This window comes from Thalassotalea crassostreae (genome assembly GCF_001831495.1).
Taxonomy (GTDB): domain Bacteria; phylum Pseudomonadota; class Gammaproteobacteria; order Enterobacterales; family Alteromonadaceae; genus Thalassotalea_A; species Thalassotalea_A crassostreae.
Window position 1 is genome coordinate 3,213,065 of sequence record NZ_CP017689.1, and the last position, 22,470, is coordinate 3,235,534.

The 22,470-nt window shown below is 39.0% G+C and carries 19 protein-coding genes; 10 read left to right on the plus strand and 9 right to left on the minus strand.

Features of this window, described 5'->3' with window-relative positions; genetic code table 11:
* Positions 1-94: 94 nt before the first annotated feature.
* The 4 genes from LT090_RS13960 to LT090_RS13975 form a co-directional block, all read right to left on the minus strand.
* Entirely contained in the window at positions 95-853 is a 759-nt protein-coding gene (locus tag LT090_RS13960; RefSeq protein ID WP_068545865.1) for a metal ABC transporter permease, read from the minus strand.
* Positions 854-884: 31 nt separating this feature from the next.
* On the minus strand, positions 885-1,805 hold the full coding sequence (locus LT090_RS13965) for a metal ABC transporter solute-binding protein, Zn/Mn family (RefSeq protein ID WP_068545998.1): 921 nt from the start codon (positions 1,803-1,805) through the stop codon (positions 885-887).
* Positions 1,789-3,021, minus strand: a complete 1,233-nt coding sequence (locus LT090_RS13970) for a hypothetical protein (RefSeq protein ID WP_068545864.1) — start codon at positions 3,019-3,021, stop codon at positions 1,789-1,791. The genes LT090_RS13965 and LT090_RS13970 overlap by 17 nt, the downstream gene beginning before the upstream one ends.
* Before the next feature lie 71 nt (positions 3,022-3,092).
* Positions 3,093-3,398 carry a hypothetical protein gene (locus LT090_RS13975; protein WP_068545863.1) on the minus strand — a complete coding sequence of 102 codons (306 nt, stop codon included), beginning with the start codon at positions 3,396-3,398 and terminating at the stop codon, positions 3,093-3,095.
* A gap of 199 nt (positions 3,399-3,597) precedes the next feature.
* Between LT090_RS13975 and LT090_RS13980 the strand changes: the two genes are divergently transcribed.
* Complete coding sequence (locus tag LT090_RS13980; RefSeq protein ID WP_226996585.1) at positions 3,598-3,993, plus strand: MAPEG family protein; 396 nt, start codon at positions 3,598-3,600, stop codon at positions 3,991-3,993.
* A gap of 31 nt (positions 3,994-4,024) precedes the next feature.
* Positions 4,025-4,834, plus strand: coding sequence for a crotonase/enoyl-CoA hydratase family protein (locus LT090_RS13985; RefSeq protein ID WP_068545861.1), 810 nt, complete (start codon positions 4,025-4,027; stop codon positions 4,832-4,834).
* A 4-nt stretch (positions 4,835-4,838) separates the two neighbouring features.
* Here the strand turns inward: LT090_RS13985 and LT090_RS13990 are convergent, their stop codons facing one another.
* The 4 genes from LT090_RS13990 to dapA form a co-directional block, all read right to left on the minus strand.
* Positions 4,839-5,090 carry a DUF1145 domain-containing protein gene (locus LT090_RS13990; protein WP_068545860.1) on the minus strand — a complete coding sequence of 84 codons (252 nt, stop codon included), beginning with the start codon at positions 5,088-5,090 and terminating at the stop codon, positions 4,839-4,841.
* A gap of 44 nt (positions 5,091-5,134) precedes the next feature.
* The gene (locus LT090_RS13995) at positions 5,135-5,419 is read right to left on the minus strand and encodes a DUF2956 family protein (RefSeq protein WP_068545859.1); all 285 of its coding nucleotides are present in this window, start codon (positions 5,417-5,419) and stop codon (positions 5,135-5,137) included.
* Positions 5,420-5,492: 73 nt separating this feature from the next.
* The gene (locus LT090_RS14000; RefSeq protein WP_068545858.1) at positions 5,493-6,605 is read right to left on the minus strand and encodes a succinylglutamate desuccinylase/aspartoacylase family protein; all 1,113 of its coding nucleotides are present in this window, start codon (positions 6,603-6,605) and stop codon (positions 5,493-5,495) included.
* Positions 6,606-6,620: 15 nt separating this feature from the next.
* A complete protein-coding gene (gene dapA / locus LT090_RS14005) occupies positions 6,621-7,520 on the minus strand; it encodes a 4-hydroxy-tetrahydrodipicolinate synthase (RefSeq protein WP_068545857.1) in 900 nt (299 codons plus the stop codon).
* A gap of 251 nt (positions 7,521-7,771) precedes the next feature.
* On the opposite strand from dapA, the gene LT090_RS14010 reads away from it, so the two are divergent.
* Both LT090_RS14010 and arcA read left to right on the plus strand, forming a co-directional pair.
* Positions 7,772-8,809 carry a methyltransferase gene (locus LT090_RS14010; RefSeq protein WP_068545856.1) on the plus strand — a complete coding sequence of 346 codons (1,038 nt, stop codon included), beginning with the start codon at positions 7,772-7,774 and terminating at the stop codon, positions 8,807-8,809.
* A 446-nt stretch (positions 8,810-9,255) separates the two neighbouring features.
* Complete coding sequence (gene arcA / locus LT090_RS14015) at positions 9,256-9,972, plus strand: two-component system response regulator ArcA (RefSeq protein ID WP_068545855.1); 717 nt, start codon at positions 9,256-9,258, stop codon at positions 9,970-9,972.
* Between the two features lie 88 nt (positions 9,973-10,060).
* Here arcA and LT090_RS14020 read toward each other — a convergent pair whose 3' ends face one another.
* Positions 10,061-10,396, minus strand: a complete 336-nt coding sequence (locus LT090_RS14020) for an Hpt domain-containing protein (RefSeq protein WP_068545854.1) — start codon at positions 10,394-10,396, stop codon at positions 10,061-10,063.
* 390 nt (positions 10,397-10,786) lie between these two features.
* Between LT090_RS14020 and folE2 the strand changes: the two genes are divergently transcribed.
* The 6 genes from folE2 to LT090_RS14050 all read left to right on the plus strand — a co-directional run bounded on the left by folE2 (position 10,787) and on the right by LT090_RS14050 (position 22,308).
* Positions 10,787-11,713, plus strand: a complete 927-nt coding sequence (gene folE2, locus LT090_RS14025) for a GTP cyclohydrolase FolE2 (protein WP_068545853.1) — start codon at positions 10,787-10,789, stop codon at positions 11,711-11,713.
* 518 nt (positions 11,714-12,231) lie between these two features.
* Positions 12,232-16,692, plus strand: coding sequence for a glutamate synthase large subunit (gene gltB / locus LT090_RS14030; RefSeq protein ID WP_068545852.1), 4,461 nt, complete (start codon positions 12,232-12,234; stop codon positions 16,690-16,692).
* 9 nt (positions 16,693-16,701) lie between these two features.
* Positions 16,702-18,144 (plus strand): FAD-dependent oxidoreductase, encoded by a 1,443-nt coding sequence (locus LT090_RS14035; RefSeq protein ID WP_068545851.1) that lies wholly within the window; start codon positions 16,702-16,704, stop codon positions 18,142-18,144.
* A 314-nt stretch (positions 18,145-18,458) separates the two neighbouring features.
* Positions 18,459-19,289 carry an HAD-IIB family hydrolase gene (locus LT090_RS14040; protein WP_068545850.1) on the plus strand — a complete coding sequence of 277 codons (831 nt, stop codon included), beginning with the start codon at positions 18,459-18,461 and terminating at the stop codon, positions 19,287-19,289.
* A 9-nt stretch (positions 19,290-19,298) separates the two neighbouring features.
* A complete protein-coding gene (locus tag LT090_RS14045; RefSeq protein WP_068545849.1) occupies positions 19,299-20,543 on the plus strand; it encodes a glycosyltransferase family protein in 1,245 nt (414 codons plus the stop codon).
* Positions 20,544-20,571: 28 nt separating this feature from the next.
* Positions 20,572-22,308 (plus strand): sugar phosphorylase, encoded by a 1,737-nt coding sequence (locus LT090_RS14050; RefSeq protein WP_068545848.1) that lies wholly within the window; start codon positions 20,572-20,574, stop codon positions 22,306-22,308.
* Positions 22,309-22,470: the final 162 nt, after the last annotated feature.

The window sequence follows — 22,470 nt, forward strand, 5'->3', positions numbered from 1 at the left end:
CCAACTTTCTGGGGTCACTTCATAATAGCGGCTCTTTTTGTCTCTGCAATTTTCTCAATCTTAGTGGGTTTATGCTGCCACTAAAACTATTAACCTATGCTGATTTAGGTTTGGTATTGAATATTATCGTATAACCAAGCCCACACACAGCTAATGCCCAAACAATGGTAGCACCGCTCGGCAAATCCCACATAGCTGAAGCAATAAGGCCTAAAACATAGCCGCTAAAGCCTACCAGATAGGCGTGTTGAAACTTGTTTTTTGCTAACTTAAACGTCACTAAAGCAGGAATAATTAAAGTACTAAATACTAAGAATACACCAACCATTTGTACCGATGACGTTATCGCGATAGCAAATATAAAATAGAATGCCTTACCATTTAGCCACTGAGGTTTCATTAACATTAACGCAATTAATAGCGCATAGACAATCATATGTAGATATAAATCTGCAAACGTTACCCACAGAATTTGCCCCGACAATACTTGCTTTAATAAGTCACCGCCATGCGGGTCGTTAGCGAGCAATAAAAACGCTCCGGTTGCTGCTAAAACATATAAACAACCAATAAGCGCTTCTAAGTGGTGTTGTGCAAACTTTTCAAAACAGGCAACAATAGCAGCGCCAGATAACGCAAATACTGCCGCCATGATGTAACTCGCCCCAGGCAAATGATGGCCAATATCAGTACTCGCTATCACAACGGCACCTAATCCGGCCATTTGCGCAATCGCCAGGTCAATAAATATGATATCGCGCTTTAGTACTTGAAAGCCCAAAGGAACATGAGTTAACAGTACAATTAATCCTGCGACTAGCGCCGGCAGTAAAATTTCAAATAGCTCAATCATATTAATTGGTTACTCGTTTAATAAATAAAATTTATTTGCTCGCAAATGCACTTGTTAGCAATCTGATGTGTTCGTCCATCAGTTTAAATAGATCAGTACTGCTTTCATTACCACCTACAGTGTACGGCAATTGCACAGCATTGATACCCGTTTTACTGCTTAACCACTTAGCTGCTTTATCATCCTGATAACCAGTATAAACAACCACAGCGACGTTATCACTTTCTACAGTTTTTAATACTTCGAGCAAATGTGATGTCGTTGGCGGTAGCCCTGGTTTAGGCTCAAGATCTGCAACCTGTTTTAGCCCAGAGAACTCAAATAAGTACCTGAATGATGAATGATAAGCAGCAATATTTTTACCATTTAATGGTTTCACTTGCTCACGCCATTGTGCCATAGCGGCTTGCCAGCGTTTACTAAAATCATCATAGTTCTGTTGATACTGCTGTTTGTTATCAGCATCGAGAGCTTGTAATTTTTTTGTCAAAGCGCCAGCAACAGTCAGTAATCGCTCAGGATCTAAGTGTAGATGTGGATTACCACCGACATGAACATCCCCCATCGAACGGTCTACAGTTTTCGGGATATCCAAATTTTCAATATGATCGGAAGCGTAAAATAGACCTTTACTCGTCGATTGTACATCTCGATTATTTGACTTCATTTGCAACATTGGCAGCCAACCAATTTCTAAATCAGCGCCAGCACAGATCACTAGATCTGCGCGGCGCATCTTCGAAATTAGACTTGGTCTCGCTTGCACAAAATGCGGGTCTTGCAACGCGGTGGTCGCAGCAGAGATCTTGGCATTATCTAGCGCAAGTTCTTTGCCAAGAGCCGCATATTCTGGCTCACAGGCAAAAATATTTAATGCCGCAGTTGCCGGGAACGATAAGAGTACCGCTGCCGACATTAATGCTGCTGATATACGTTTAGAATTGATGCGCACCATGTGCTCCTAATGCCATTGAAAACTGTAAAGTGATCTGGTCGTCAGTAAACTCTTCATTTGATTCATCTTGGCTATATTGAAATCTAATAGTCGAAAAATGAGAATGGCGATATTCTACCATTGCCGTCGTTACTTTCGGCTTGAAGCCATCTGAATATGGTTCATCAAAATCAATTTGAGAATAACGCACACCCGCGGCCCAATTCGGCGTAAATTGGTAAACACCACTCACGTAAAAGCCGTTGTGTTCTAAAGAGACTTCATCATGATGCTCTTCCATCATAGAAACGTGTTCTTCGTGGTCATCATGATCTTCTTCATGAGCCAACTCACCTTTCTCTTCAACAAAGAAGTACTCAGCTGATAACGTAAAGTTTTGGTACTTATAATTACCATTAGGTGCCCACTTCCACGTAGCATCTACAATGTAATAATCTTTTTCACCGCTGAATGCACAAGCGTCAAACGCTTCATGTCCATGCTCTTCTTCTAGCGCATGTTCTTCGTGTTCTTCATGCTCTTCATGGCCATGGCTGTCACAATAACCTTCATCATTTTGCGCATTTAAGTATGAAAATCCTAACTGCCAACTATTTTCAACATTAAAGTCGCCACCTGTTTTGATGAACGCTGTGTGCACGCCTATACCTTCACCGTCACTGTAAGCAGGTCGAGTGCCGCCTTTAAATGCTTCGGCACCTATTTCGATATAGGTATCTGTCGGTGCTAACCAAGACAGTCTTGCGCCATCATCGTAATAATGACCGTTCATAAACGCACGATAAACTAATGGGCGATCGGCAAAGCTATCGGTATGCGCATGTTTCGAGTTGAGGTAACCTACGTTTGACAAAAAGCGACCAAAGCGAACCGACAAGTCATAGTCTAAACCCATTGTTTGCACGAATGCTTCTTCTAGTTCTACTTCCGTTTCGCCATCATGCTCATCAAGCACCATGGTAACTTTACCGTAAAACATATCATCTATTGGTGCACTTATTGCTAGCTCTGTATGGTCTGTCCAAAAGCCAGAATCTAACCCCGCCGCATGCTCATCTACGCCATAGCCGGCAATACCAGAGAACTCTTCTCTATCGGTATAACCAACATTAATCACCGCACTTACGTTTATATTTGATGCGTTATCTTGTGCAACAGCCTGTTTGCCAGCGATAACTGCAAGGATCGCTGACGTCAAAAATCTTAATTTCATAATTTTCTCTAATTCTTTCTAATTTTAAAGTGTAAAAATTTAGGCCATAACATACTGACCTAAAGGATGTATTAAATGAAGAAAGTTAGCGGCGGTGCACGGGCGTGAAATGAGCAGTTAAAAGCAGGAGCATAATGACTTTTTGTCATTATGTTTTTATTGCTTACTGCATTGAATTTTTGAAACGGTTTAGCATCGATAGCACTATCGTCATTATCGATAGCAGAGTACATACAAACCTGACACTCTACGCCATGATTAAGACCATCTTCATGATGATGGGTAGCTTTTACAAACGGCGCAAACAGCAGTGCAATTGTTAAAACAATTGCACAGATTATTCTGTTGTTATGGTGAGTGCGTGTTAGTAAATTCATAATTTCGTTTTTTGTTGGCAATCCAGTAGTTGATCTAGAACCCAATCGTTATTTTGTTATATTATCACATAAAAAAACCACGAATGGCAACGTAACTTTCGCTTGTATTTAAAAATTAGGCTAAAGTTTTAATAATCACTCACCGCAACTAATTGAAAATATTAATAACAAGATGAATCAACACCCGTTAATTTTACCAATGCTAACCTTGCTGCTTCTAACTATGTCGGTATGGATTTATATGTATATAAGGCGGCTAAGTTTTTTGTTTACAAAAGGAATTGATGCTCAAGAGTTGCAATCACCTCAGCAACTGCAGCAAGTGATCCCTGAATCTGTAAATCGCCCAGCCTATAATTTAGCAAACCTTTTTGAACTGCCTATTGTCTTCTATGTATTATGCCTACTAGCAATATTTACCAATAACATCGACGCCAGTTTACAATATTTAGCCTGGTGCTTTGTCGTCGCTCGTATTATACATAGCATAATACACTGTAGTTACAACACAGTAATCCATCGTTTTATTCCATACTTTGTCGCCAGCTTATGCTTATGGTCAATGCTAATTATTACTGTTCTTGCTTATCTATAAGTAAAAGCTAAATACGAAGGTACAAATTTTAATGACGCCATATACAACTATTTCTCTTAATATTGAAAACGATGTTGCTACCGTTCAATTAAACAGGCCGGAAAAAATGAACTGCCTTGATTTGATAATGTTCCATGAATTAGATCATGTTAGTAAACATTTACGTCGTAATAAAACCATAAGAGCAGTGCTATTGACGGGCGCTGGTAATGAGTTTTGTACTGGTCTTGATGTAAAAGCAATGATGAAGAAAAAGACCAATATTTTAAGAATACTTTTTAAGTGGTGGCCAGGAAATAGCAACCTAGCGCAACGTGTCACCACTAATTGGCGTAAAATCCCAGTACCTGTTGTTGCCGTAATACAAGGTAAATGTTGGGGCGGCGGACTACAAATTATCTTGGGCGCTGACTTTAGAATTGCTTATCCTGATGCAACCTTTTCAATTCTGGAAAGTAAATGGGGGTTAATTCCTGATATGGGTGCAAACATGGCTTTAACAGAACTTATCGCTATAGATAAAGCTAAAGAGTTGGCGATGACAGGTAAAATCATAGATGTTGTTGAAGCAGAGAAAATAGGATTAATTTCAAGCGTAGATAAAGACGCAGGTGCAAGAGCTGCTAAATTAATTTCTGAGTGCAGTCAACGTTCTCCAGACACAGTTGGCGCTGTGAAAGCTTTATTTAACAATAATTGGCAGCGTAATAGTCCATGGATGTTGGCGCAAGAAAGCTGGTATCAACTGCAAATATTACTTGGTAAAAACCAACAAATTGCAGTTAAACGCCAACTTGATAGCAAAAAAGAACATCCATATTTGCCACGTAAAAAATGGTAGCTGTCTATTTCTTTTTATTTTCTTGTTTGGTCATATGCATTAAATGTATGCCACCAAAAAAGAAAATCTGAATGTAATGGTGCATATTATCGCCTTCTGCAGCTTCAACTCGCTTTCTAAAAATAATACATTCCAATAAATGTGCTAATGGCAAGGCGATTAAGACCCAGTGCAGCATGACATCGAGTCCATCGCCAAATGGAACAAATAGATTGTACAGACAACCTAGCCAAACAAATGCAATAACAAGTTTCATTATTAATTCCTACTTCCTTTAAAGTTTATATACCGTTTCTATTACTAGTTGACGCTAACATATACTATAAAAAGCAACCACGACAGAGAAAGTAAAACCCAAGGTAAGCGATTATTTTTAACTTGTACATTATCGTGTTCGCTTTCAACCAACTGCTGCTTGGCTTTTTGCATTTTCTTTTTTTCTTTGTTTGCGCTTCGTGCTTTTTCTTTTTGCTGTTTCTTATATAGCTCAATGCCTTTTTGAATACCTTGGGAAATGAGCTTGGTTTGTTCTTTGTTTTGGCCAGGCTTTTTTATGCTAGCAGCTACAGCCGCTGCTGCATCTATGGTTTCTTGACTGGATTTGTTTTTTTATTCATTTTGATTTTATCAATTCAGTTTCTTGTAATTAGCCAAGCGCTTATAAGGTAAAATAATTAGTAAACAGTTTATATAGTTGCGTGCCTTGATTTACGCTTGCAGAAGCAAAATGCAAAATTGGGATGACGTCTTGTTCTAGAGTTAAGTAATGTAATGCATTTCCATCACCATAGTTATCCATGCGTAATATACGAGCTAACGGTTCACCTGCTTTTAATTCTTCACCAAAGGTCGCTAAGTAATCGACCATTCCGCCCATAGGCGCATAATAAACTTTATAGTCTTTCAAATAACAGGCATGACGAGTCATTTTTTCAGCAACATACCGCTTGCTATTCACTACATTTTTATATTGAAGGTAAGATAAAATACTGTTGGCATCGACCAAGGCTTCATCTAAATCAATTAGTTCTTGTGAGCCCAATTCAACAGTAAAGCTTTCTTGGTTAAAATCTAAATTTCGACCTAGTTTTTGAAACCTTTGTGTGAGTGACCACCAAGGACAAAAACACGCTTCATCCATCGCCCCATCAAAAGTGTTGGGAATCAAAATTGTATGGGGAATATTAAAATGGCTTGCACTGCCTGTTAAATATTCAGGACAATAAAGGTGTTTAGAAGAAATTGGTCCGGTATGTAAATCGAGTACAATATCGGCACTGTGAGCCATTTGTTGCAACTGGTAAGCAATTCGGCGTCCGGTGCTTAAACCATAGTTGTTGTGGTCAATCTGATCTTGGATATCTGCAAGCATGCATTGTTTAAATGCTTTTTTGATAGTATCTACATCACTGTCTTGATGCTGTTCAATAACACTATCAATCAAGGATTCATTAAAATGATACATGCGGTTCCAGTTAACCCCGGTGATAGGGTCAAACCGGCCTAAAGTATATTCGCCATTCTTATGATTACACGCTACCGGATTAGCATAAGGCACTAATGTAATATCACCAAATAGTTCAATCGATTGTAATTGCTCTAGCAGTTGATAAATTACCGCATTGCCCTGTACTTCTGCGCCATGAATATTTGCTTGGATATAGACCGATGGACCACTACCACTGCCTTTTAACTGATATACAGGAACGGTTAAGGACACTCCACTAGCCATTTCTCCGACAGTTAATAGTTGCTTACTAAATTTATTCATCGATATAACCGTTACTTATGATTTTTGTTGATACCACTCACTGATCGCTTCATCTGCCGCATTGATACCAGTTTTTGAGGTTAATTCTAAGTGCGTCAATGGTGCGCGCAAAGTTGGAGAGGCGATCATTCCCTGCTGGTGCATCAATACCTTGACTGGAATTGGGTTAGCCGCTTCAAATAAAGCATTAGTAGCGGTATACCAAACCGAAAATAGCTCAAAACTTCTTACAGTTAATGACTTCTCAACATATAAATTGGTTGCTTTTGGCCAAACATTGGCGCAGACAGAGACTAAACCAACAGCACCTGCTGAGGCTAAATACGGCATTAACGGGTCTTCACCAGAGTATATACGCATCTTAGGTGCCGCTTCAGCATATTTTAAAAATTCATTGATATCACCACTCGCTTCCTTCATCGCCCATAGATTTTTATGGTTGCCGATGTTTCGAACCGTTTCTACAGGAATGCCGGTTCCACAGCGAGAAGGCACGTTGTAGATCATAACCGGATGCTGCGATGCATCAAGCAAAGTCTCAAACCATTGGGTTTGACCAATAACACCAGGTTTGGCATAAATTGGGCATACAGCAAGGTAGGCATGAATAGGTAATTCATTACATTGCTCAATCCAAGCTTTTTGCGCAGGTAAATTAGAACCCGCAATTGCAACCATTAGTGGTACGCTTGGCTGCATGTTGCAAACAAACTTTACTATTTCATACTGCTCATTTTGCTCAATCGCCAAACCTTCGCCGGTACTGCCACATATTAAAATTGCGTTACCTGCAGACTCCTGCTGCTTTACGACTTTTTGCAATGATTCATAATCAACACTACCATCCGGATGAAATGGAGTAATTAAAGCAGTCCAAAGGGCAAAGTTATTTATATCGATGTGGGCGGTTGTCATTTTTTATTCTCTATTAATTTATTGACCCTTTCGTCGCCAATAAAATGAATCTTTGTATCCAGCTCAAACACTGGTGAAATGTGCCGATATTTAAACACTTAATGTTGTGGTTTTCAATTAAAGCTTAGCCTTAAACCTGCACAGATACACATGAAAACAACTATTTATCACAAATAGGTAAATTTACTTTACTAAGCTAAGCTTTGTTATCAGAATACACAGTTATATATATAAAACAGAATATCACCAATATGTCATTATCAAACCCTACACAACTATTATTACGCAATGCAGATTTGCTAAAAGCAGATGCACCACTTGTGGTAAATTGTCCTGATAGTGGATTGATTTCTGAACTCGTTGCAATAAATGCGCACCAGAATATTAGCTGCTATAACGTTAATTATGCTGAACACCAGGCATTATCGAAGAAGTTCTCCGCTCTTGATTGCCAGTTTAGTGCCCACTACCAATCAACTCAATTACATGATCTAGTAATTATTTACTTTCCAAAATCAAAGAAAGAATTTAACTTTTTGTTGGCAATGCTTACACCAATCATCAGTGACAACGGTATTATATTAGTTGTTGGAGAAAACAAAGGTGGTGTTAAATCCGCAGCAAAACTTAGTAAAGAGCATGTAGTACGTTGCGATAAAGTAGACAGTGCAAGACATTGCTTATTAGTTGAAGCTATTTTTAACAATCAGCGCAGAGAATTTAATCTTGATTCCTGGTTCGAACAATTTTCCGTAGAAATCGCAGCAACCACAATTACCGTAGCAAGCTTACCCGGTGTATTTAGTAATGGTGAGTTAGATAAAGGCACTCGTTTGCTGCTTGAGAATCTGCCGAAATCGATTAATGGCAAGGTGCTCGATTTTGGTTGTGGCGCTGGAGTAATCGGCAGTTATGTGAAAAAACGATACCAAGGCACCAATATAGAGATGCTCGATGTTAATGCATTAGCGATTGCTAGTGCGAAACGAACTCTGACTCTAAATGGTCTTGAAGGAAAAGTATTTGCCTCGGACAGCTTAAGCAATGTCAGCGGACAATATAATACCGTCATATCAAACCCGCCATTTCATCAAGGTATAAAGACCAATTACCATGCCACAGAGAGTTTCTTAAAGGGCATCAAAGGCCATATTGCTAAAAACGGAAGCCTGACAATAGTCGCCAACAATTTTTTACGTTATGCACCAATCATCAAAGCTGAAATTGCCGAACCTCAATTACTCATCAATAGCCAAGGCTTTGCGATTCATCATTGTCAAAAGCAGTAGTTTTCTCTGCCGATTAGAATTGGTGTCCAACATTCTATTAAGGGTTTGTTGCTAACGTAAACTAGTATTTTATCGCATGTTTACTGACTGTTAATATTAACATTGCACTAACCCTATTTTGACCCCCTAATTGCAAAATTAATGTTCAAATAACCTAAAAAACAGCCTCTGATTACAATTTGTTGCAAAACCATTTTTTTACAACTTCACAACAAAAAACAAAATAACACAGCAAATACAACCACTTAACTTAAAAGAAAGGTCTTTCCTTTAGATTTTTTCGCTTACATTTTTACAACAATTTCACCATTGTTTAGTTTTAAACTTTCTCTATCATATGCTTCATATATTTAAAACATCTATTGAGTACGACATATCGCCATTCAATAGTTACAGATTTTGCAAGGTGAATAATTCTCTTGCTTCAAAATTTAATAGAGGTACGTATGACAACCCAAGCTAACATTTTAATAGTTGAAGACGAAGAAGTAACACGCTTAAATCTTAAGAATTTATTTGACGCTGAAGGTTACAACACTCTTGTTGCAGCTAATGGCGAGCAAATGGCTCAAAAATTACAAGGTAATGATATTGACTTGGTATTAATGGATATCAACTTACCAGGTAAAAACGGCCTATTGTTAGCACGTGAGTTATTAGAGAAAGATGATACTGGTTTAATTTTTATCACCGGTCGCGATAGCGATGTAGATAAAGTATTAGGTCTAGAAATCGGTGCAGACGACTACATAACTAAGCCATTCAACCCACGTGAATTAACAATCCGTGTTCGTAACTTATTGAAACGTGTACAACACACAGACGGCGCTGAAAAAGTAACTGATAACGAGTTAATCAGCTTCAATGAATGGAAGTTGGACCCTAATTCGCGTCGTATGACTTCGCCAGCAGGTGAAACGTTCCCAATCCCTCGTGGTGAGTACCGTGCTTTACGCCTATTAATGGCAAGATCAGGACAAATTGTTACTCGTCAGGAATTAATTCAAGAAATGACTGGTCGTGATTTACGTGAAAATGACCGTACCGTTGACGTGACTATCCGTCGCTTACGTAAGCATTTTGAAACAGACACAGCTAGCCCAGAATTTATTAACACAATTCACGGCGAAGGTTACCGTTTTGTTGGTTCATTGAACGCTTAGTTAAGTATCAATAAACAACATATACAATCTAAAAAAAGAGGGCTATGTAATAACATAGCCCTCTTTCTATTTGCGCTTTTTATTTATTCTATTGTTGAAGAAATTGTTTAATTTCTCGAATACCAATTTCATTAAGCTCGCTCAATTCTGCTAGCTGTTTTTCTAATTGGCTAAATTCTTCTTTGCTGTACTCCAAATCTGCCACTTTTTTAAAGACTTGCTCTAAACCTGAATTACCCGATGCCGACTTTAAGATGTGGCAACTTTCTTGCCAATATTTATAGTCTTTGTCTTTAGTTGATTGTGCTAACTGCTCAAGATATATCGCTGATTGCTCGACGTATAAATTAATCGTTTCTAAAAACACGTCATTGCCTAAAGCATCTCGATATTGCTCAATCAATGCTTTGTTTAGTATTGGCACTGTGCTGTCCTTTTTAATTTTGCGGAAATAAAGCCATCTGACCTGCGTTGAATAAGTGAAAAACATATCACGAAAAATCAGCCTGTGCCTTAATTAAATTACATTTAGAGCCGATAAAACAATAATACCACCATGCGTTAACCAGACATTTACAACTCAAATCAAACGGTAACGAATTCTTAACTATTGCTTACGCCTCGAATACTAATGAAACATTGATTTTATCAAGTTTTTCATTCAGAATAGCCGACCATTTTACTAGGTCTTTACATTCGCTGTAATAAATCAGAGGAAAAAGGCAAAAAATAGTAAAAATACACGGCAAAATTCGATAGAATATGCGCCTTGAAAATCGACCATTTTGACTAAATAAAATTAAGCGGAGAAACAATGCCGACATCAATGCCAGATATCGCCAACCACACCACGGCTCAAACCGAGGGAACTCTAGATAGAGTAGGTATGGGGAATATTGAAATGCCCGTGATGGTTGCAGCAAAAGATGAAGCTGAACGTATTGTTTCTGCCCATATCGATGCATTTGTAAATCTAAAAGAGCCAAAAGCAAAAGGCATTCATATGTCTCGTTTGTTTTTATTGCTTGATGATTTAGCGTGTAATAACACCCTTAACTACCAATCATTAGTCGCCTTACTTAATGAGTTCATTAGTTCTCATCACGATTTAAGTGATACAGCATATGTGAAATTCCATTTTGATTACCCAATGCGTCGTGAAGCGCTTATTAGCGGCAAGCAAGGCTGGCGCATCTACCCAGTAACCATCATTGGTAAATTAGAGAAAGGACAGTTTGATATTGAACTATGTGTAGATATCGCTTACTCATCGACTTGTCCATGTTCTGCGGCGCTTGCCAGACAGCTGATTCAGCAATCGTTCAGTGACAAATTTGCTGCTGCTGATGTTGTCGACAAAGACGTTGTTCATCAATGGTTGGGGACAACAGAAGGGATTGTTGCTACACCGCACTCGCAGCGCTCAATCGCCGAAATAAAAGTGAAACTTAACTCTTTAGTTAATACTTTCCCAATTACAGATATCGTTGATACAGTTGAAGCGGCATTACAAACACCTGTACAAGCAGCGGTTAAACGAGAAGATGAGCAAGAATTTGCTCGTTTGAATGGACAAAACCTAATGTTTTGTGAAGACGCTGCACGTCGCGTACAACACGCAATGAATTTAATTGAAGGTTACGATGACTTTTGGGTAAAAATAAACCACCTTGAATCATTGCATGCCCATGATGCAGTAGCGGTAACGACAAAAGGCGTTGAAAACGGTTACAAACCTTAGTTACCCCTATCGTCAACCTTGTAATCCTATTTTAAAAAGCCGGTAACTCAAATTGCCGGTTTTTTAATGTCTTTTTTTCATTCAAAAAATAGACTCATAATAGCCATATAAAATTATGTACATATTAAAGCTGTCTTTAATAATTCCAGCTGATCTTTTATTCACTTATTTGGAAAATTATGTGCATTATTAAGTAATCACTAAAAATTACATTTTTTTAGAAAATTTATTCCTACTTGTTTGTAGTGAAAATTAAAAACTTTCACTTTTTATTACACATCTCTGTAGCCATTGTCTTATATAGGACTATTGAAATTAGCATTGCACTACTTTTGGGCATCGCTGCTGAAAACAAGATAAAATAACAAGAGCAAAAACTCTAATTTATGTTGACCTTTTATTCACATATCTTTATGTTAGATGATTCCCCTAGTTAAAAACCATGATAATTATTCATTATTTTATGATTTTCATTCTTCAATAAAAGGTTCACGGGGAGATTTAAGAGGAATTAGTTAATGCAATTGTTTGACCCAAATTTTCAGAAAGATAACTGTGGTTTCGGCTTAATCGCTCATCAGCAAGGTGAGAAGAGCCACAAGTTAATAAAAACGGCAATCTCTGCGCTTGATCGTATGCAACACCGTGGCGGTATTAACTCCGACGGTAAAACAGGCGACGGTTGTGGTTTATTAATGCAAAAACCTGATGGATTTTTTCGCGCTATTGCGGACGAAAAAAACTGGGTTTTAAGTAGTAAATATGCTGTAGGTACTATCTTTTTAAACCAAGATGATGAACTGGCAGCTGTAACTAGAAATATCCTTGAGAACGAACTAGAGCAAGAAACATTAGAGGTTGTTGGCTGGCGCGAAGTACCTGTAAATACTAACGTGTTAGGTCCGATAGCTCAGGGTAATTTACCAAAAATTGAACACCTATTTGTAAATTGCCCGTCTGGCTGGCGCAATCAAGATTTTGAACGCCGCTTATATATGGCAAGACGCCGTGCTGAAAAGAAAATTGAGGACAGCAAGTTTTACATTGCTAGCTTATCTTGTTTAGTTACGATTTATAAAGGCTTGGTAATGCCTAAAGATTTACCAAATTTTTATCTGGATTTAGCTGATATTCGTATGCAATCAGCAATTTGTGTATTCCATCAGCGCTTCTCGACAAACACATCTCCGCAATGGCACTTAGCACAACCATTTCGTTATTTAGCTCATAATGGTGAAATCAATACCATTAGTGGTAATCGTCAATGGAGCCGTGCAAGAACTTACCGTTTCAAAACTCCGTTAATACCAGATTTGCTCGAAGCAGCACCGTTTGTAAATGAATCAGGCTCTGACTCTTCCTCATTAGATAACATGTTAGAGCTATTCCTTGCCGGTGGTATGGATTTATACCGTGGTATGCGTTTATTAATGCCGCCGGCATGGCAGAACAACCCAGCGATGGATGACGACTTAAAAGCGTTCTATGAATTTAACTCTATGCACATGGAACCTTGGGATGGTCCTGCCGGCATTGTAATGACGAATGGGCGTCATGTTGCCTGTAACTTGGACCGAAATGGTCTGCGCCCTGCTCGTTATGTTCGTACCCGTGATGGTTTTATTACCCTAGCATCGGAAGTTGGCATTTGGGATTACGGTGAAGATGAAGTCATTGAAAAAGGTCGAGTGGGACCTGGTGAGATGCTTTCTGTCGATACCTATACCGGTGAACTTTTAAAATCAAAAGATATTGATGACGAATTAAAGAAACGTCATCCGTACCGAAAATGGCTCGATAGTAATATTCGACATTTAGTACCGTTCGAAAAACTTGACGCTGAACTGGTTGGTCAACGTGTGTTTGATGATCAAGAAATGGCGCAATATCAAAAGATGTTTAATTTCTCTTACGAAGAAATTCAACAAGTAATTAAGGCGATGGCTGAAAACTCTCAAGAGGCGACTGGCTCTATGGGTGATGATACGCCAATGGCGGTATTATCGAGTAAATCTCGTAGTCTGTTTGATTATTTCCGCCAACAATTTGCACAAGTGACAAACCCACCTATTGACCCATTACGTGAACGTTACGTTATGTCATTGGGTACCTGTATTGGTCGTGAGCATAACGTATTTAATGAGACCACAGGTCACGCTGATCGCATTCAATTTGATACGCCTATCTTAATGTACACAGGTATTAAGCAATTGCGCGAACTCGATAGTGAACATTACCGTAGTGACACTATTAGCTTAAATTACCTACCTAGCGAAGGCTTGAAAGAAGCCGTAATGCGCATATGTAATGAAGCGGAACAGCTGGTTCGAGAGCAAGGAACGGTTATTCTAATTTTAAGCGACCGCGATATTGCTCCGAACAAATTACCTATCCCTGCGGCTATGGCTGTTGGTGCAGTGCAAAAACGATTGGTTGATTCTAACTTACGTTGTGATTCTAATATTGTTGTAGAAACTGCCTCAGCAAGAGATCCACATCAGTTTGCTGTATTACTCGGTTTAGGTGCAACTGCTATATATCCATTTATGGCTTATGAAACCATCGAAGTATTAGTGGAAAACAAACAAATTGATGTACCAGCTAAACAAGCACTACAAAATTACCGTAACGCCATTAATAAAGGCTTACTAAAGATTTTATCGAAAATGGGGATATCGACTATCGCCAGTTATCGATGTGCCGGCTTATATGAAGTTATCGGTTTGAATCAAGAGATTATGGAATTGTGTTTCCCTGGTATTCCTAGTCGAATTCAAGGTAGTAACTTTAGCGATATTGAACAAGATCTGATTAACCTTTCTCGTAAAGCGTGGTTACCACATCAAAAAATGACGCACGGTGGTTTATTAAAATATGTACACGGTGAAGAATATCATTGCTTTAATCCAGATGTGGTGTCTAGCCTACAACGTTCTGTGCAAACAGGAACTTATGCAGATTACAAGGTTTATGCAGATGCTGTAAATACTCGTCCAGCTGCGACTTTACGTGACTTGATTGGTTTAAAATCTGATACTGACGGCATCAATATTGATGATGTTGAAGATAGCAGTGAAATGTACAAACGTTTTGATAGTGCAGCGATGAGTATTGGTGCATTAAGCCCTGAAGCACACGAAGCACTGGCGATTGCAATGAATCACCTTGGGGGTAGTTCAAATTCAGGAGAAGGTGGCGAAGATGCAAGCCGTTTCGGTACCGTTAGAAACTCAAGAATTAAACAAATCGCATCTGGTCGATTTGGCGTTACACCACATTACTTAGTCAATGCTGATGTACTACAAATTAAGGTGGCACAAGGCGCAAAACCTGGCGAAGGGGGACAATTACCAGGCGATAAAGTTACGCCATTGATTGCTAAACTTCGCTATTCAGTTCCAGGTGTAACTTTAATTTCACCACCGCCACATCATGATATTTATTCGATTGAAGATTTAGCCCAGCTAATTTTCGATTTAAAACAAGTCAATCCTAAATGTATTGTTTCAGTTAAATTAGTAAGTGGCCCAGGTGTTGGTACTATTGCTTCTGGTGTCGCGAAAGCTTACGCTGATTTCATTACAATTTCTGGTTACGACGGTGGCACTGGTGCGAGTCCATTAACATCGGTTAAATATGCAGGTTGTCCGTGGGAAATCGGTTTAGCCGAAGCTCATCAAGCACTTGTTGAAAATGGCTTACGTCATAAAGTTAGATTACAGGTCGATGGTGGTTTAAAAACTGGCCTTGATATTGTGAAAGCAGCAATATTAGGAGCTGAAAGCTTCGGTTTTGGTACCGCACCTATGGTCGCTTTAGGTTGTAAATTCTTAAGAATTTGTCACTTAAACAACTGTGCAACAGGCATTGCAACTCAAGATCAATTATTGCGTGATGAATACTTTAAGGGTTTACCTGAACAAGTAATGAATTACTTCCGTTTTGTCGCTCAAGAAGTGCGTGAGATTATGGCAGAGCTAGGTGTTAAGCAACTTACTGACTTGATCGGTCGCACTGATTTGTTAGAGCCTTTACAAGGTATAACTGCTAAGCAGCAAAAACTTGATTTATCATCTATTATCGCTCCTGTTAAAGCTTCAGATGACACTGCATTATTTAACAGTGAACGTAATGAGCCATTTGATAAGGCGGTTTTGAACAACAAGATATTGAAAGAAACTCAAACAGCTATCTCAAATAAGTCTGGTGGTGAATTCCATTTCAGCACACAAAATACTGATCGTTCAGTAGGTGCATTAATCTCTGGTCAAATTGCTTTATTGCACGGTAATCAAGGAATGGCGTCTGCGCCGATTCACTTGCACTTAACCGGTACTGTGGGCCAATCATTTGCCTGTTTTAACGCTGGCGGTTTAAACATTACCCTAACTGGTGATGCCAACGATTACGTCGGTAAAGGTATGGCTGGTGGTACTATCAACATAATGCCACCAAAAGGTGTCACATACCAAACGCATCTTACACCGATTATGGGTAACACCTGTTTATACGGCGCGACTGGCGGTCATTTATATGCAGCGGGTTGTGCAGGCGAGCGTTTCGCGGTACGTAACTCAGGTTGTCATGCAGTTATTGAAGGCGCAGGTGATCATGCTTGTGAATATATGACTGGTGGTATCGTTACCTTCCTAGGTAAGGTTGGTCTTAACTTTGGTGCAGGTATGACCGGCGGCTTTGCTTACGTACTTGATGAAGATAATAATTTAGATTCGTGCATTAATGGTGAGTCAATCGAGATTGTTGAGTTAACTGACTTAACTATTCACCAAGAGCATTTGCGCGGTATTATCAATCATCACCTAGAACAAACAAACAGCCCAAGAGCGCAATATATTTTGGAAAACTTTAGTGAATTTGCCAGCAAGTTCAAATTAATTAAACCAACAGCGACAGATGTGAAAACCTTATTAGGCCATCGTAGTCGTTCATCAGCAGAACTTAGAGTTCAGGCACAGTAGGAGGCTGGTATGAGTAAAAATGTTTATCAATTTATTGACGTAAAGCGCATCGATCCTCCGAAGAAGGCAATTGATGTTCGTAAGGCAAATTTTGTTGAGATTTATCAACCGCTAAGTAACGAACAAAGTGCCGGTCAAGCAGACCGATGTTTAGATTGTGGTAATCCATATTGCGAGTGGAAATGTCCTGTTCACAACTATATTCCACAATGGCTTGAATTAGTTACTGAAGGGAAGATTTTAGAAGCAGCTGAGCTGTGCCATCAAACTAATTCATTGCCAGAAATGTGTGGACGTGTTTGCCCGCAAGATAGGCTATGTGAATCAGCATGTACGCTAAATGATGAATTTGGCGCGGTAACTATCGGTAATATTGAAAAGTACATTACCGATACTGCTTTTGCTCAAGGTTGGACACCCGATTTATCACACGTAATCGATACCGGTAAAAAAGTCGCGGTTATTGGCGCTGGACCTGCGGGTCTAGCCTGTGCTGACGTGCTAACCCGTAACGGTGTTAAAGCCGTTGTTTATGACAAGCAAGCTGAAATCGGTGGCCTTCTAACTTTTGGTATTCCATCATTTAAGCTTGAAAAAGAAGTCATCGCCCGTCGTCGTAAAATTTTCGAAGGTATGGGTATTGAATTTAAACTCAATATTAACGTTGGCGTAGATGTAAGCTTTAGTGACATTAGCGATGAGTATGACGCCGTCTTCCTTGCATTGGGTACGTACACAGATATGACCGGTGGCTTTGAAAATGAAAGTGCAACTGGTGTTTATAATGCATTAGATTATTTGATTGCCAATACTCAAAACGAGATGGGCATCACTGAAAACGCGAAAAAGTTTACTAGCTTTAAAGACAAAAAAGTTGTCGTTTTAGGTGGTGGTGATACAGCGATGGATTGTGTTCGAACCGCTATTCGTCAAGGTGCAACAGATGTAACTTGTGCTTACCGTCGTGATAAAAGCAATATGCCTGGTTCACCACGAGAAGTCCAAAACGCCGGTGAAGAAGGTGTAAACTTTGCATTTAACATTCAGCCGTTAGACATTGCTATTGATGCAAATGGTAATGCTTGTGGCGTTAAGTTTGTTAAAACTGAACTTGGTGAAGCAGACGCAAATGGTCGCCGCTCTCCACAACCTGTAGCTGGCAGTGAATTTGTGATGGACGCTGATGCTGTTGTTATCGCTTTTGGCTTCCTACCAAGCCCACCACAATGGATGATTGATGCTGGTGTATCAATTGATGACAGAGGTCGCGTAATAGCTACTGAAAACTCAAGCTTTGCCATGCAAACTAGCAAGCAAAACATTTTTGCTGGTGGTGATATGGTTCGTGGCTCTGACTTAGTTGTTACCGCAGTTGATGAAGGCCGTAAAGCAGCCATCGGTATTCTTGACTTTGTTCTTTCTGAACAGTTAATACAGATACAACAGGCATAAATTAGCTACTAAAGAACAGTAAAGCAACCAGTTAAATACTGACTGTCATATAAATGACTAGATACCAAGAAACAGTTCTCTGTTTCTTGGTATTTTTATTTGGGTCATCTAACACCTGCAACAAAAACCTCCCTATTTCGATACATACCCTTCAATCGTCATCATTATTTTTTTGCACCAAAATAGTGCGCACAATTCCCTATAAACAACTTCCCAACAACGCCAACGCACCATTATCACTTAAATATCAGTAACTTAAGTTAGGGCACGGTTGTTGCAACTGTTACCTTAATTATAATGAATAGGGGTTAATTTTGGATAGTCAATTTATCATAAGCACAGATCTCGACGGCACTTTACTAGATCATCACACTTACAAATATAACAAAGCGGTTCCCGCACTTGAGTATTGTGATGAACAAAACATTCCTATCATTTTTAATACCAGTAAAACATTTAGCGAAACAGAGAAACTTTGTAAGCAATTAGATATCATCCACCCTTTTATCATTGAAAATGGTTCAGCCTTATATATTCCAAAGGACTATTTCCCGACAATCGAAGACGAGAGTGTCCCTTGTTATGACGCTGGTGACTACTGGCTGTTTAAATTTGGCTTAAACCGCAATGAAATTTTATCTCGATTAGTCACCTTTAAAAGCAGTCACGACTTCGAGTTTAAAGGATTCTCACAATACTCAAGCCATGAACTTGCCAAGTTAACAGGCTTGACGTTAACACAAGCTATTCAAGCTCAAGAGCGACAGTTCTCAGAGCCAATCAATTGGCTTGGAACAGAAGAGCAGTTATCTAACTTTAAAAAGCTTATTAGTCTATTTGGTTTAAATGCCATTAGAGGCGGTCGCTTTGTCCATGTGCAAGGAAAAAGTGATAAATCAAAGCCCTTGATGTTTTTAAAATCGCTATATCAACGCTTTCATAACACATCACAAAAACTAATCGCATTGGGCGATGGTGATAATGATAAGGACATGCTCAACTGTGCTGACATTGCCATCGTCATTAAATCGCCTACTCACGAAAGATTAATTATTAGTGAACATAAACACTTGATCCGCTCGAAATATATTGGACCAGAAGGCTGGAACGATTCAGTCATGTCTTTATTAGAACCGGTAAATTAGGAGAGAACCATGAGTGATTTTTATCAAAACGGCATCATCACCACATTGCATAACTTAACTAAAAGACCTGTTGAGGTAGTGGAAAAAGAACTACTCGAATTTAGTGAAAAGCGACCGATGGGGTTAGTGCTGCCATCTCTTTATTCTGAGCTACAAACAAAAGCACTGCCTAACATCGTTGAAGAACTTGCAAAAGTGCCTTATTTATCGCAAATAACCATAGGACTCGACCGCGCTACTGAAGATGAATATCGCCATGCCCTGCAATTTTTTAGTAAGCTTCCTCAAAAGCACCGTATTTTATGGAACGACGGTCCAAGATTAAAAGCGATAGATGCAAAGCTAAAGGCTCTTGGGTTAGCACCAAATCAAATGGGTAAAGGCCGAAACGTTTGGTATTGCTTTGGTTATACCCTCGCCTGCAATGAGGTTGAATCAATCGCTTTGCACGATTGTGACATTTTAACTTATAAGCGAGACTTACTCGCTCGCCTTATCTACCCAGTCGCCAATCCGAAGTTTAACTACGAATTTTGTAAAGGTTTCTATTCTAGGATTGCCAATGACACTCTAAACGGTCGAGTGAGTAGGTTATTAGTAACGCCATTGGTTCGATCGTTAAAACAGCAAGTGGATAATAGCGATTATCTCGATTACCTCGACAGTTACCGTTACGCCTTAGCAGGTGAATTCTCGTTTAGAATTGATGTGCTAAATGATTTGCGCATTCCAAGTGACTGGGGCCTAGAAATTGGTGTTTTAGCGGAAATGTGGCGCAACTATTCTACCAACCGTTTGTGCCAAGTTGATATCGCAGATATTTATGACCATAAACACCAAGACCTTTCCGCCGAGAATGAAGACGGTGGACTATCAAAAATGTCAATTGATATCGCTAAAGCCTTATTTAGAAAGTTGGCAATACAGGGCACTGTTTTTAATGAAGGTAAGTTTAGAACAATTAAAGCCACCTATTATCGATTGGCATTAGACTTCATTGAAGCGTACAAAAATGATGCGATCATTAATGGTTTAGATTTAGACATTCACAAAGAAGAACAAGCCGTTGAGTTATTCGCAGAAAATATAATTAAGGCCGGCGAGAAGTTTCTAGAAGACCCAATGGAAACACCGTTTATTCCGAGTTGGAATCGTGTGGTAAACGCTGTGCCAGATATTTTTGAGCAAATAAAAGAAGCGGTTGAGTTAGATTATGAAGAGTTTTCAACACAAACAATAAGTAAATCAGCATAAAACAATTAAATTTATAGGTTAGCCTAAGATGACGACCCTGAAAGAATTTCAAATTCGAGTTATTGAGCATTTATCAAAACTTTATCCGCCAAGCGATTTACCAAGCCTTTGCGACGAACTACTGAAAGTAATGGATATCGAAGATGGCGGCAAAGTTGTACCAGCTCATCACAATAATTGGGATGAAAATGATATTTACTTAATTACCTACGGTGATAGCGTTTATCAAGAAGGTGAAGCGCCACTAACGACTTTGCAAAATTTCTTAACGACACACGTTGGCGATAGTGTCAGCTCGGTGCATATATTACCGTTTTATCCGTATAGCTCTGACGATGGCTTTTCAGTAATCGATTATTACCAAGTGAATCAATCACTTGGCGGCTGGCGACATGTTGAAGCCATTTGCCAAGATTACGATGTTATGGCGGATGTAGTAATAAACCATTGCTCTGCAAGAAGCGGCTGGTTTGAAAATTTTAAAAATAATAAACACCCAGGTAAAGACTTTTTTTTCGAAGCGGATCCTACATTAGACTTATCGCTTGTAGTAAGACCAAGAACTCACGACTTGCTAAAGCAAGTAACCACTGCCGACGGTACTAAATATGTTTGGTGTACCTTTAGTCATGATCAAGTCGACTTTGACTTTCGAAATCCTGCGGTGCTAATAGAATTTGTTTCAATCTTAAAGTTTTACTTAGATAAAGGCATCACCATCTTCCGTTTCGATGCAGTTGCCTTTCTATGGAAAATTCCAGGTACTAGCTGCATCAATTTAGTTGAAACTCATGAGGTGGTAAAACTATTACGATTATTGGTCGAACGCCAAAACCCTGATGCCATTATCATTACTGAAACTAACGTTCCAAATCGTCAAAACCTAATGTATTTTGGCAATGCCAATGAAGCTCATGCTATCTATAATTTTGCCCTGCCGCCGCTGTTAATCAATGCGCTAACAACGGGCAACTGTATGCACTTAAAAACTTGGTTGATGTCTCTACCGCCGGCGCAAAGTGGTACTACCTATTTCAACTTTATCGCTTCTCATGACGGAATTGGCTTAAGACCTGTTGAAGGTTTATTAGAAGAAACTGAAATTGATGAACTGATTAATACCATGGTTAATTTTGGCGGCAAAATATCATGGCGCGCCTTAAAAGACGGCAGCAACCAAGTTTATGAAATTAATATCAGTTTAATCGATGCGCTAAGTGGTACAAATAAAGGTAAAGACAAATATCAGAACCAACGCTTTATTTGTGCTCATACCATTATGCTAGCCATAGAAGGCTTGCCAGCATTTTATATTCATAGTTTATTAGCGACATCAAACGACTATGAAAAAGTAAAGCATACCAATCAGAATCGCAGTATCAATAGACATAAATGGGATTACAAAAAGCTAAACAAAGAATTAAGTAATGATTTCAGTCAGCACAAACAAATTCTATCGCGCTTACTAGCCTTGATTGATTTACGCAAAAAACAACCGGCATTTCATCCAAATGCGACGCAATATACTCTGCATTTGGGCTTAAAGTTATTTGCTTTCTGGCGCCAATGTCCTAATCGCAAGCAAAGCATTTTCTGTATCAATAACGTAAGTGATGAAGCACAGAGTTTGTCGCTAGCTGATTTAAATCTAATCGAAACCGATAACTGGAAAGATTTAATAGGCGATGCCGAGTATAACGATTTGTCGCAACAAATAATTATGGCTCCTTATCAAAGTCTTTGGTTAACTAATTACCATAGCTAATTGTCGGTAATAGATTGGCCTGATAATTTGCCTTGCACAAAAACATTAGTTTATTTTCGAATACACCACCGATTAATCGCTTTCTCATTGCCCTAATGTTTATTCCAAAGAGTCTAAAAACTGAAAATTAAATAGAGAATCGCCCCTTGTTCATGGTTTAAT

Coding starts and splice junctions, on each gene's coding strand:
- LT090_RS14000 (WP_068545858.1), bottom strand. CDS start 6,605: ATGAATAAATTTAGTAAGCAACTATTAACTGTCGGAGAAATGGCTAGT.
- LT090_RS13975 (WP_068545863.1), bottom strand. CDS start 3,398: ATGAATTTACTAACACGCACTCACCATAACAACAGAATAATCTGTGCA.
- LT090_RS14045 (WP_068545849.1), top strand. CDS start 19,299: ATGAGTGATTTTTATCAAAACGGCATCATCACCACATTGCATAACTTA.
- dapA (WP_068545857.1), bottom strand. CDS start 7,520: ATGACAACCGCCCACATCGATATAAATAACTTTGCCCTTTGGACTGCT.
- LT090_RS13990 (WP_068545860.1), bottom strand. CDS start 5,090: ATGAAACTTGTTATTGCATTTGTTTGGCTAGGTTGTCTGTACAATCTA.
- LT090_RS14035 (WP_068545851.1), top strand. CDS start 16,702: ATGAGTAAAAATGTTTATCAATTTATTGACGTAAAGCGCATCGATCCT.
- LT090_RS13980 (WP_226996585.1), top strand. CDS start 3,598: ATGCTAACCTTGCTGCTTCTAACTATGTCGGTATGGATTTATATGTAT.
- LT090_RS14050 (WP_068545848.1), top strand. CDS start 20,572: ATGACGACCCTGAAAGAATTTCAAATTCGAGTTATTGAGCATTTATCA.
- LT090_RS13960 (WP_068545865.1), bottom strand. CDS start 853: ATGATTGAGCTATTTGAAATTTTACTGCCGGCGCTAGTCGCAGGATTA.
- arcA (WP_068545855.1), top strand. CDS start 9,256: ATGACAACCCAAGCTAACATTTTAATAGTTGAAGACGAAGAAGTAACA.
- gltB (WP_068545852.1), top strand. CDS start 12,232: ATGCAATTGTTTGACCCAAATTTTCAGAAAGATAACTGTGGTTTCGGC.
- folE2 (WP_068545853.1), top strand. CDS start 10,787: ATGCCGACATCAATGCCAGATATCGCCAACCACACCACGGCTCAAACC.
- LT090_RS13970 (WP_068545864.1), bottom strand. CDS start 3,021: ATGAAATTAAGATTTTTGACGTCAGCGATCCTTGCAGTTATCGCTGGC.
- LT090_RS13985 (WP_068545861.1), top strand. CDS start 4,025: ATGACGCCATATACAACTATTTCTCTTAATATTGAAAACGATGTTGCT.
- LT090_RS14010 (WP_068545856.1), top strand. CDS start 7,772: ATGTCATTATCAAACCCTACACAACTATTATTACGCAATGCAGATTTG.